Origin of the sequence: Paenibacillus glycinis (assembly GCF_009909185.1) — a bacterium.
GTDB lineage: Bacteria > Bacillota > Bacilli > Paenibacillales > Paenibacillaceae > Paenibacillus_Z > Paenibacillus_Z glycinis.
In genome coordinates this window covers 318113-329133 of sequence record NZ_JAAAMV010000002.1, presented here as the reverse complement: position 1 = coordinate 329133, position 11021 = coordinate 318113, and the positions used below count along the sequence as shown (strand labels likewise).

12 protein-coding genes and 1 riboswitch are annotated in these 11021 nt (G+C 60.0%); of the genes, 6 read left to right on the top strand and 6 right to left on the bottom strand.

The window, feature by feature from the left end; translation table 11 throughout:
- Nucleotides 1-40: 40 nt before the first annotated feature.
- The 4 genes from GT019_RS05555 to GT019_RS05540 form a co-directional block, all read right to left on the bottom strand.
- Nucleotides 41-670, bottom strand: coding sequence for a class I SAM-dependent methyltransferase (locus GT019_RS05555; RefSeq protein WP_161741751.1), 630 nt, complete (start codon nt 668-670; stop codon nt 41-43).
- 136 nt (nt 671-806) lie between these two features.
- Entirely contained in the window at nt 807-1316 is a 510-nt protein-coding gene (locus tag GT019_RS05550; RefSeq protein ID WP_235946921.1) for a C40 family peptidase, read from the bottom strand.
- Between the two features lie 236 nt (nt 1317-1552).
- A complete protein-coding gene (locus tag GT019_RS05545) occupies nt 1553-2020 on the bottom strand; it encodes a cupin domain-containing protein (protein WP_161741750.1) in 468 nt (155 codons plus the stop codon).
- Between the two features lie 147 nt (nt 2021-2167).
- Nucleotides 2168-2725, bottom strand: coding sequence for a superoxide dismutase family protein (locus GT019_RS05540; protein WP_161741749.1), 558 nt, complete (start codon nt 2723-2725; stop codon nt 2168-2170).
- A gap of 188 nt (nt 2726-2913) precedes the next feature.
- Here GT019_RS05540 and GT019_RS05535 point away from each other — a divergent pair, with 188 nt between their 5' ends.
- The 5 genes from GT019_RS05535 to GT019_RS05515 all read left to right on the top strand — a co-directional run bounded on the left by GT019_RS05535 (nt 2914) and on the right by GT019_RS05515 (nt 7662).
- Nucleotides 2914-3885 carry a Gfo/Idh/MocA family protein gene (locus GT019_RS05535; protein WP_161741748.1) on the top strand — a complete coding sequence of 324 codons (972 nt, stop codon included), beginning with the start codon at nt 2914-2916 and terminating at the stop codon, nt 3883-3885.
- 155 nt (nt 3886-4040) lie between these two features.
- The gene (locus GT019_RS05530) at nt 4041-4472 is read left to right on the top strand and encodes a DUF2203 domain-containing protein (protein ID WP_161741747.1); all 432 of its coding nucleotides are present in this window, start codon (nt 4041-4043) and stop codon (nt 4470-4472) included.
- A gap of 203 nt (nt 4473-4675) precedes the next feature.
- Nucleotides 4676-5788 carry a glucosaminidase domain-containing protein gene (locus GT019_RS05525; protein ID WP_161741746.1) on the top strand — a complete coding sequence of 371 codons (1113 nt, stop codon included), beginning with the start codon at nt 4676-4678 and terminating at the stop codon, nt 5786-5788.
- A gap of 67 nt (nt 5789-5855) precedes the next feature.
- Nucleotides 5856-5952, top strand: a riboswitch (purine riboswitch).
- A gap of 95 nt (nt 5953-6047) precedes the next feature.
- A complete protein-coding gene (locus tag GT019_RS05520; RefSeq protein ID WP_161741745.1) occupies nt 6048-7043 on the top strand; it encodes an EamA family transporter in 996 nt (331 codons plus the stop codon).
- Between the two features lie 73 nt (nt 7044-7116).
- Nucleotides 7117-7662, top strand: a complete 546-nt coding sequence (locus tag GT019_RS05515) for a DUF1697 domain-containing protein (RefSeq protein ID WP_161741744.1) — start codon at nt 7117-7119, stop codon at nt 7660-7662.
- 179 nt (nt 7663-7841) lie between these two features.
- Here the strand turns inward: GT019_RS05515 and GT019_RS31540 are convergent, their stop codons facing one another.
- Nucleotides 7842-8012, bottom strand: coding sequence for a hypothetical protein (locus GT019_RS31540; RefSeq protein ID WP_201755248.1), 171 nt, complete (start codon nt 8010-8012; stop codon nt 7842-7844).
- A gap of 344 nt (nt 8013-8356) precedes the next feature.
- On the opposite strand from GT019_RS31540, the gene GT019_RS05510 reads away from it, so the two are divergent.
- The gene (locus GT019_RS05510) at nt 8357-9061 is read left to right on the top strand and encodes an SDR family oxidoreductase (RefSeq protein ID WP_161741743.1); all 705 of its coding nucleotides are present in this window, start codon (nt 8357-8359) and stop codon (nt 9059-9061) included.
- A 269-nt stretch (nt 9062-9330) separates the two neighbouring features.
- On the opposite strand, the gene GT019_RS05505 is transcribed toward GT019_RS05510, so the two are convergent.
- A complete protein-coding gene (locus tag GT019_RS05505; RefSeq protein WP_161741742.1) occupies nt 9331-10797 on the bottom strand; it encodes a DHA2 family efflux MFS transporter permease subunit in 1467 nt (488 codons plus the stop codon).
- Between the last annotated feature and the right edge of the window lie 224 nt (nt 10798-11021).

The following is an 11021-nucleotide window of genomic DNA, read 5'->3' as shown; positions in this document are numbered from 1 at the left end:
CGGAGAAACGGGCGTATGTTATGACCCGGCGATGCAGGGACTACTGTCCGCGGCGCCGCAGCTGCAGGACGCCGTGCGGCTCGGAATGCTCTTGCACGCACAGTTGGCGCCACTCCTCCAAGCCGAGCTCGCTTTTGACCGCGACGAAGCGGTACAGGATCTCATCCACGACGTTCGCCTGCAGTTCCTTCAGCATCTCCAGCTCGTCGGGTTCGTACAGCGGAGGGGAATAAGCCGGCTCGTAGAACAGTTCCATATGAAGCAGCCGGAAATCATAGGGGAGCGGGGGTAAGTAATCGTACGGGGCAAGGGGGGGACAGGCCGGTCCGTCGTCGGGCTGCATGAAGCGCGCGGTCAAGTAGCGGGGGGTATGTTCGTCGAAGCGGTGCTTCAAGTAAGGGTTGGAGCTGTGGCGGAAATGATGCGCGTACGGACATAAGACGGTAAGGACGGCCCTGTCCATGCTGATGCGGTAGAGCTCCGACAGCGTGTGCGCGAGATCGTCCACGTAAGGGAGCATCCGGCATACCGCGACGGATTCCACGGAATGGTCCGGGAACGGGAGGTCGCCGTTCAAGTCGCTGACCCAATTGACGCCGGGCAGCGCGACGCGGTCGATCCCGTAGTAATCCGGCCGTTTATGAGCGCCGCAGCCTATATCCAATTTCATCGCCAACGCCTCCCTGAGCGGATATCCCTTTCTTCTCCAGTGTATGGGGCGCCGGCGGGACGGGACTATACGCTTGCCCATCCACGCAAAAAACGTGCGGGAGCACGAGGCTCCCGCACGCGGACGGCGGAGGATGCTAGAGGACGCGGCGCGCCGTGACGAAGCGATTGTCCCACGTGCTTCCCTTGAACGTGGAGACGGTCACGCCGATGCCGACCCGGTACGTGTGCAGCAGCTTGCCGTCGCCGATGTAGAGGCTGACGTGGTTGATGACGCCGTCGCCGTTCGTGTCGGAGAAGACGAGGTCGCCCGGCTTGAGGGCGCTCTTGGACACTCTGACGCCGACCTTCGATTGCTGCTGGGACGAGCGCGGCAGGCTGATGCCGTTCTTCTTGAAGATGTATTGAATGAAGGAAGAGCAGTCGAACGCGCTCGTGATGCCGGATTTCGCGCCGAATTTATAAGGAACGCCCAAGTATTTCTTGCCGGTCGCTTCGATCTTGTTCGCGAGGGCCGTCGTGGACGAGGACGACGCGGCATGCGTCGTATGCGGCGTCAACGTCAGCGCGCCCGTGAAAGCGAGCGACACGCCAAGCGCGAGGGCGAGCAGTTTTTTGGAGAAGGTTGCTTTCATCGTGGTTTTCATGGTGTCTTCCTCCTGGTGGAAAGGGTTTGGTGTAGACCGTGGACGGGATATGCTCGAGAATTACTATAGCACGCCTAAACCTTCCACAACTTACCAATGTAAACGAAAACCCTTTCGCACCAAGGCAAAAAAGCGGTTTGTTAGAAAATAATGAGAAATGCTTCATAAACCGGGGGTTGACAATTAGAAAGCCAACCAGAATTTACTGGTTGGCTTTCGCTTGTTCCGTGCCCGGCTTAATCGCGCGCGATCAGCTTGAAATCGTCATAGTGGAAGCCGGGGGCGACGACGCAGGAGACGAGCACCGGCTCGTCGCCGAGCGGCTTCGCCATCTGCCAGGCGTTCGCCGGCACGAGCGCCTGCGGATGCTGGCCGTTCGCGATATCCGGTCCGATCACGATGTCCTCGGTCTTCCGCGGCTCGGCATCCGTTCCGCCCAGCGTCAGCAGCAGCGGGCTTCCGGCATGCCAGAGCCACAGTTCGTCGGACAGGACGGTATGCCAGTCGGAAAATTCGTCCGGGTGCAGCACGAAATAAATCGACGTGGCCGCGAATCGCGCCCCGGAATACGCGCCTCCGAGCACCTCCTGCGGTATCGCGAAGGAGGCCTTCCATAGTTCCTTATACCAGCCGCCCTCCGGATGGGGTTTCAGGTCAAGCGCCTCCACCCAAGGGGATAATGCTTTCGTCGTGCCTGCGTTCATCTGTTTCCTGCTCCTTCATGCTGGTCTGGTTTCTCTCGGACTCTCCGATTCTGCAACTCTATCAATGTAGCGGATTTCCGGCCGCATGTAAACGAAAGAAGCCGCGGCAGCGGTGTCCCGGCCGTGGCTTCGAATCGAAGCGTTTCTTTATTGAATGACCCCGCAGGCGATCCGGTCGCCGGAATTGCCGGACGGATCGGTGACGTAGTCGTCGGCTTTATCGTGAATGACGAGCGCGGTTCCGCCGGTTTTGAGCAGCGAGTTCGGCTCGCCCTGCTTCAGCGTCACGACCTTGGTTTCGAATTCGGCTTTGGCGTTGCCGCCGGCATCCGCCTTGAGATTGGGCAGGTCGCCGTTATGGAAGCCCTTCGGATTATTGAAGCCGTGCATTCTCGCGGCCGGGTTGAAATGCGCGCCTGCGGTCGTAAAGCCCGGAATTTCGCATTTGCCCGTCTCGTGGAAATGCAGCCCGTGTTCGCCCGGCGTCAGCTTGCTCGCTTCGACGCGGACCATTACCGCATCGTGCTTCTGGGTGAGCGTCGCGGAACCGATCGCTTCGCCTCTGGCGTTGACGAGCTTTACCGTCACCGCCGGCGCCTGCTGCTCGTGATGGTCGCGGGCCAGCGCCTGGAGCGGATTGACGGCCGCGAGTCCGATAAGCAATGCGGCGGCGGCCGTTCCTTTCAACAAACGTGCGTGTTTCATGGTCGTTATCATCCTCCTGTATGCAGCTTTCGTGAATTCGTGGTTCCCGTTTATCATTGCCTACATTGCCGCCGAGCAAACATTTCATCCCGGATTCCGCAGATTGGCGTAATTTTGGATTGGTCGCGCTTGCAAGGTATGCTAATTTTAATGAAGAAAGAGCCATTTATCATCGGGAGGCGAAGCAGTTGGACGCAATTCGCATTGGCATTATCGGTACGGGCGGAATCGCAGGCTGGCACGCGCGCCAGCTCCGGGAGCTCCCGGAAGCGGCGATCACGGCCCTGGCGGACACGAGCACGGACAATCGGGACAAATTCATCGCCGAGCACGGGCTGGACGGCGTCAAGACCTTCACGGATTACCGGGACTTGCTGGATAGCGGCGAAGCGGACGCCGTGATCATCTGCTCGCCGCACACGCTGCACTTCGAACAAGCGAGCGCCGCCCTGCGCAAAGGGCTGCATGTCATGCTGGAGAAGCCGATGACCTGTTCGTCCGTCGAAGCGGGCCAGCTGATCCAGATCGCGGAACAAGCGGGCAAATTGCTGCAGGTATCGTACCAGCGCCATTTCCAGCCGGAATTCCTGTATATCCGGGACGCGATCGCGAGCGGCGAAATCGGCAAGCTGACGTCGGTCACGGCATCGCTCTATCAAGAATGGAAGCCCGGCACGAGCGGTTCGTGGCGCCAGGATCCGGCCTTGTCCGGAGGCGGGTTCCTGATGGATTCCGGCAGCCACATCATCGACGTGCTCCTCTGGACGACGGGCTTGACGCCGGTCGAAGTGAAGCCGCAGCTGCATATGCACGGCACGCCGGTCGAGATCGACACGTTCACGTCGATCCGGTTCGCGGAAGGCGCGGTAGCGGGACTTAACCTGGTCGGCAATGCGCCTTGCTGGCACGAGACGTTCGTCTTCTGCGGCGAGACGGGCGGCATCTTCTATGATAACGGCAAAATCACGCTGCGCCGCTGGAAGCAGGAGCCGACGGTTCCGGAGCTGCCGCAGGCGACCACGAACCAGGACAAGAGCTTCGTCGATGCCATCCTGGGGCGTCATGAAGTGCTGGTGCCGGGCGAGTTTGCCCTGAAAGTGGTCAAGCTGTCGGAAATGATCTACGAAGCGGCGGGCTACGCGCCATTGGCGACGGTCTGACCACACGCTGCGCGAACGAACGGAGCCGGAGCTCGATGGGGAGCGCCGGCTTTTTCTTTTTGTCGGCGGCGGAGGCCCCGCGGAGTCGAGCGGCCATGGCAAATGGCATTTTTTCGCGAGATGCAGTAAACTGGCTCTAAGGAGTGGATTGTCGCATGAAGCCAGTCGTTACGTTTACATTGGAGGAAGCCAACGCGATGCTTCCCGAGCTGCAGGAGGACCTGTTCAAGCTGCAGCTGCTGACGCAGCAATTCGAAATGAAATTCGAGCTGCTGCATCAATTGACGAAGAAGCATAGGGAAGGAACCCTTCCCGCGGACAACGGGACGGACGATCCGTTCTTCGAGCTGGAAAGCCAGCTGGAGTTCATGCGGATGGAAGTGGAGCTCGCGGTCGGCAACTTCGAACGCAAGGGCGTTTTGCTCAAAATGATCAATCCCGGCCTGATCGATTTTCCTTCCGTATTGAATGGTGAGGAAATTCTAATCTGCTGGAAGCAAGGCGAGGAGCAAGCGGCGTATTATCACGGTTACGACGACGGGTACAAAGGCCGCAAACGCTACCCTGACGCGGGTTTGGCGGAATAATCGCGGTTCCGATAAAAGATTGGAAAATTCTCATTCGGGAAGCCTGAGCGATCAGGCTTCTTTTTGTTTCGCCAGAAGAGGAATGTCCATCGACAAAAGTTCATAAGTTTTTCACAGACGCTTTGACATGCTTTTCATTAGACAGCCTTTACAATCTAACTCATATCGGAAAGGCCCTAAAAATCCAAGGAAGAGGTGTATCCATGTCTCGGAGTATCCAGTGGAATGTAGTGGCTTATATGACGATTTGCGCGGCGCTGCTCGCGTCCTTGTTCGTTTCGTTCAATCTTCCGGCAAGCGTTTGGAATAAAAGTTCGTCCGATTTCGCGCTTCCCCGGTGGCACGGCCAACTGCCGGTCGCCTCTGCGCTTCCCCAGCCGGCGCCGATAGCGCAGGCGCAGCCGAAATCCGAATTTCAGCCCGCCACCGTCATCCCCAAAGCGCCTCCCGTCACGGCCGCAGCCGTTCCCGCGAAGACCAAGACCGTCTCCCCTCCGATCGAAACGCCTTTACATACATATAAAGTAACCTCCTTTTATCTCAACGTTCGCGCTTTGCCGAGCGCCGACGCCGATATTCTCCGCGTCGTGGAACAGGGCACGCTCCTGCAGGTGCAGCAAGTCACCCCGTCCGGCTGGCTGTCGATGAAGGACGGCGGCTACGTGAACGGCCGTTATGCCGAAGCGGCGGATCCGGCGCCGACCGCGAAGACGACCCGGCCCGACTCTCCGGTCTCGATATTGTCCGCTTCCGCCTCCGCCTCCGCCGCTTTTCCGATGCAAGCCAATCAAGCGCCCCAACCGAAACTGCAGGCCAAAACCGCCGCTTCGGGCGAAGCGATCGCCTTGCCGGCGAAGCCGTCGAAAGCCGGCAACCCCGTCAAGCCGACTTCCAAGGTGATGTCCGCTTCGGGCATGACGAAGGAGCATGTCGCCATGCTGCTGAAGGGCACCAAGCTCTCGGGATTGGGACTCGAGGACGTCATTCTGGGCGTCGAAGAAAAATACGGCATCAACGCTTTCTTCACGATCGCGGTCATGAAGCTCGAAAGCGGCAACGGCAAGAGCACGCTATCCCGGACCAAGAACAACCTGTTCGGTCTCAACGCGACGACCGGAAATGCCCATAAAATGGCCTTCAGCTTCAAAACCAAAGGGGACAGCATCCGGAAATTCGGACAACTCATCAACGACAATTACGTGGAGCGGGGCCTGACGACGATCGAAAAGGTCGCGCGCAAGTATTGTCCGGCGAACGGGTTATGGGCCGGGCATGTCCGAACGATCATGCGAAGCGACTACGGCAAGCTGGATTAACCAAGATTGGGCGTAAACGGCGATTGACAAGAACTCACTTGTCATGTAACATTCGTAAGAGAGCATTATAGCGGTATGAACAACGATTCGTATAGCCTCGCAACAGGGCGGGGGTTTCTACAGGAAGCCGTAACTTCCTAACTACGAATATGGAATGATCCCCGGATGATTCCATATTTGCGGTTAGGAAGTTTTTTGCGTGTTCGCATGCCCTCCGCAACCATCGGACTGCTCAGCTCGGGAAGGGGACAACATAGAGATGAAATACGCAGTCGCTGTTCTGATGGGTGCCGTCAGCTACGGCATCCTATCGACGATCGTCGTCAAAGCCTACGGCGAGGGCTATCAATTGGGCGAGGTGGTCGGCTCGCAATTGCTGGTGGGCTTCGTGCTCTCCTGGCTGCTGGCGCTGTACACGAAAATCCGGGCAATGCGCAAGCCGCCGCAACGCGGAGAAACCGATTCCCGAGGCGCAAATGCAGCCTCGGCTGCGGTGCCGGCGCGCACGGGCTTGAGCTGGAAGCAGCGGCTGATGCTCATGGCGGCCGGGATGCCGACGGCTTTGACCGGTCTGCTCTACTATCAATCGCTGCGCTACATTCCGAATTCGCTCGCGATCATTCTGCTCTTTCAATTCACGTGGATGGGCGTGCTGATCCATGCGATTCGCATGCGCAAACGGCCGAGCGGCATGATGCTGGCCACGCTCGGCGTGTTGTTCGGCGGAACGCTGCTGGCGGCCGGGATACTGGACCAGGGCTTGTCGAATTTCGATCTGCTCGGCGTCGCGTTGGGACTGCTGGCGGCCGTCAGCTATTCCTTGTTCGTCCTGTTCAGCGGCAAAGCCGTGCCTTCCGCGGAGCCGGCCTACCGCAGCGCCTGGATGATTACCGGCGGCCTCGTGCTGGTATTCGCGCTGTTCCCGCCGGCGTTTCTGATCAACGGCCTGCTGCTAGGCCATCTGCTGCTGTTCGGTTTCCTGCTCGGCTTGTTCGGCGCCTTTATCCCGCCCGTGCTGTTCGCGGCCGGCGTGCCGCATATCGGCGAGGGGATGGCCACGATTCTCGGCGCGTCCGAGCTTCCCGTGGCCGTCATGCTGTCGGCGGTCGTGCTGCACGAGAACGTCAGCCTCCTGCAGTGGGCCGGCGTCGCGCTGGTGCTGTTCGGCGTGGCGCTGCCCGAGCTCGCTAAGCGGCTGAGGCGCCTGAAGCGGCATCCCCAAGCGCGGACGAAAGGCTACGCGCACCGGGCGTAATGCGGGCTGCCGTTGTCATCCGACGGCGCATTGGGTATAGTGGAAGCAATCGGATGGATGGAGTGGATCGGGCATGACGAATTACGCGGCGCTTATCAGAGGCATTAATGTCGGCGGCAACAACAAGCTGCCCATGGCGGAGCTGAGGCGCGAGCTGGAAACCATCGGCCTCGGCCGGGTGCAGACGTATATCCAGAGCGGCAACATCGTTTTTCAATCGGCGCTGGACCAAGCGACGGCCGAGAGCGAGATCGAGCAGGCGATCCTGCGGATATCCGGCATTGCCGCCAAGGTGATGGTTCGGACGGACGCCGAGCTGGACGCGATCGTGGCGGGCTGCCCGTATGCCGACGAGGCGAAGGAAGAAGGAAAGAGCGTCCACCTGTCGGTGCTCCGGGAGCCGTTGACGCCGCAGCAGATCGGGAAGCTGGATGTCGGCATCTCGGAGCTGGATCGCTATCATATCGACGGCACCGCCGTGTATTGCCATTACCCGGAGGGCATGCGCGACTCCAAGCTGGCGGCGAATCTCGGCAAGCTCGGCGACGGCGTGACGACGCGCAATTGGAACACGGTCCTGAAGCTGCAAGCCATGCTGCATGCGATGAGATCAGCGTAAGCGTGCCCGCCGGAAACGGCCTGAACCGCGCGAAGAAGCCTCTCGGATTCCGGGAGGCTTCTTCGTTGCCGGTCGCGCGACTGCGCAAGGCGACGCGCATGTTCGCGGCCATGCCGTGGCAGCCGACGTTTGGAGCGGCGGCGGCGTTCATGCCATCGCCTGCCGCCGTCAGCGGCCGGTCAGTCTTGCTCGTGGTTTTGCGGCAAACGCTTCGCGGAGTCGTTCTGCTCGAACGCTTCCGCTGCTTCTTCAGCGGAGAATTCGGTGTCGTCTTGGCCCGGAACCGGCAATTTGTTCAGCTCGGAAGACTGCACGTCGGCTTTCGATGTTTGATTGCTTTCATTGTTCATATGTATACCTCCTCTTATGGGTGTGCTGGATGTTGCTGGCAACAGAGACTAGAATGCCCTTAAGCGGACGCGTTTTATACGCGTTTACGAATCCTTCATCTAACGTGGCGGGAGTTCGCTTCGGACTCGGTTCGGCATGGAAACGAAGCGCCGCGCGGCACGTTTGGATTCGGGCAGCGGAATCGCCGTGCGGCGGTCAAATACCGCCTTTTCGCGCGCAAGACGATCGAAATTCGGCCGACAACGCCCCGCAGGGATTCCTGCGGCTCGGCCGCGATTGGCTTTCCCCTTCTTGAAAGCGTTATAATAAAGACCGGACTACTTTCGGAGAGGGGTATGGAAGCATGAGAATTGTCATTACAGGCGCAAGCCGCGGATTGGGTTACGAGCTGGCGGTCGTTGCCGCGAAGCGCGGTCATCACGTGATCGCGGGCGTCCGCGACAAGGCGGCAGCCGAAGCCCGTTACGGGAAATTGGACGATTCGCTGCGCGCGCAGATCGCGTTCGTCGAGCTCGACGTGACGAGCGACGAATCGATCGAGCGGCTGGCTGCCGGATTGTCGGAAAGCGGATCGCCCGTCGACGCGCTCGTGAACAATGCCGCCATCCTGCTCGGCCGCGATCACGATATCGAATCGATGTCCTTCAACGATTTGGCGGAATCGTTCGAGACGAATCTGTTCGGCCCGATCAAAATGATCCAGGCGCTGCTGCCGATGCTCCGCACGGCGAGCATGCCTTCCATTATGAACATATCCTCCGAAGCCGGCGCGTACGCAGGCGTTTACGCAGGCGATTACCCGTACGGCTTGTCCAAGTCGGCGCTGACGTATCTGTCTGAGAAGCTGCGCAAGGAGCTTGAGCCGCAAGGATTTCAAGTGCTGGCGATCCATCCAGGCTGGATGAAGACGGACATGGGCGGGGAGCAGGCGCCCGGCGATCCGGCGCAGACGGCCGAACAGCTGGTCGGCATACTGGAGCGGGTACGTCCGCTGAAGGTCAAGCAGCACGGCTTCGTGGATTCCGCGGGCCGAGAGATGGAGATTTAAGCGCGACGTTTGTTTCGAATGGCTGATAGCGGCCATGGTTGCCCGGCTCGATCCGGGGGACCATGGCTTTTTTGTATGCCGATGCAAGCGATTATCGCGAATGGGCATATTGGCGGCATCTCGCATGCCGCCGCAAGCTCTGCTACAGGCCACGGGCGGGAGCGAGCACAGAAAAAGCGTTCCGGGCAGGAGGCCCGGAACGCTTTGTCGTTTAGTGCGCCAATCGACGCCCGTCGTTTAATGAGCCATTCGACGTCGTCGTTTGGCTATTAGCCCATATCCACCGCATGCGCGACGGGCGCATTCTCGGCGTTGGTCTTCGGACGCTTCAGCGTCAGGGCGCACAGCAGGCCGAAGACGGCGAGTCCGACCAGCACGAGGTAGGCATCGTGGAACGCGTTCGTCATCGCCTCCGGCATCGGCTGTTCGCCGTCCGCCACGTAGTGCGCCGTGCGGTTGGCGATGATGGTCGTGAGGCCCGCGACCGAGAACGACGTCATGATCTGCTGCGCCGCGCTCGTCAGCGACGTGACGCGGCTGACGAGATTGCTCGGCGCCGACTGGATCAAGTGCGTGTTCAGCGCCAGGAAGGACAACCCCATCCCCATGCCGAGCATCGCGCGCGGGATCAGGAACTGCCAAGGCGTGTCCGTCGGATCGATGCGGGAGATGAGGAACGCGCCGACGCCGACGATCGTCAGCCCGACCAGCACGAGCGGCCTCGCCCCGATCCGGTCGTACAGCCGCCCGCCGATCGGCATGAAGATGCCGGCCGCGAGTGCCTGCGGCAACGTCCACATGCCCGCATTGAACGCGGACATGCCCATCAGCTTCTGCATGAAGTACGGCACGGAGAAGATGATGCCGAACATCACGAACTGCAGCACCCACTGGATGAGAATCCCCCGGGTGAACAGCGACGAGCGGAATACGCGCAGCTCGAGCAGCGGTTCTTCCCGGCGGGTCAGCTCGACGACGATGAAGGCGGCGAGCGCGACGGCGCCGACGATCAGCCCGATGATCGTCTTGTCGGAGGTCCAGCTCGTGGAGCCCTCGCTGAGGCCGTAGGACAGGCCGGAGAACGCGAGCGGGCCGAGAATGATGCCGAGCATGTCCAAGGAAGTGGACGATTTCTTGGGCAGGCTCGGAAGCAGCAGGACGCACAGGATGACGCCGAGGATCCCGACCGGAATGTTGATGAGGAAGATCCATTCCCATTGGACGTAATCGACGAGGTAGCCGGAGATGATCGGGCCGAGCGCCGGAGCGAGCAGAATCGGAATGCCCATCAATCCCATGATGGATCCGGCTTTCTCGGGCGGGCTGAACCGGTACGTCATCGCGAAGGCGATCGGGGACACCATCCCGCCGCCGAGTCCTTGCAGCACGCGGTACAGGATGAGCTGGTCGACGCTTTGCGCGGTCGCGCACAAGACGGAGCCGAGCGTGAACAGCACGAGCGAGACGATGAAAATCTGCTTGGAACCGAACTTGTCCGTGATCCAGCCCGCGAGCGGGATGACCGCGGCTTGGGCAAGCGCGTAGCCGGTGATGGTCCATTGGACGGTTTCCAGCTTGCTGTGGAAATCGTCGACGAGCTTGGGAACCGCGACGTTCACGGCCGTGCTGTCGAGGATAACCATGAAAATGCCGACGATGATGGCGAGAAGCGGGCCGACCAGCTGACGCATCGACGTGAAAGGGACGACGGGCGGGGTGGAACGTTGAGCGGACATAAGCGCCTCCTAGATTACTATTTCCTTCCACTTTAAGTCTGCGCCGGACGGAAGTCAAAAGAAAATTATGTGATATTTTTGACATATGCAGACCGGCCGCCGGCAGTGGATCGGACTGCGAACTTTCTGCGTGCGGTTCCCATCCAGCATAGCGTTATAACCTTGACAACCGCTGTCAGCCAACGAAGAACGGCGCCGGGGAACAAACAAAAAAGAGGCGTTCT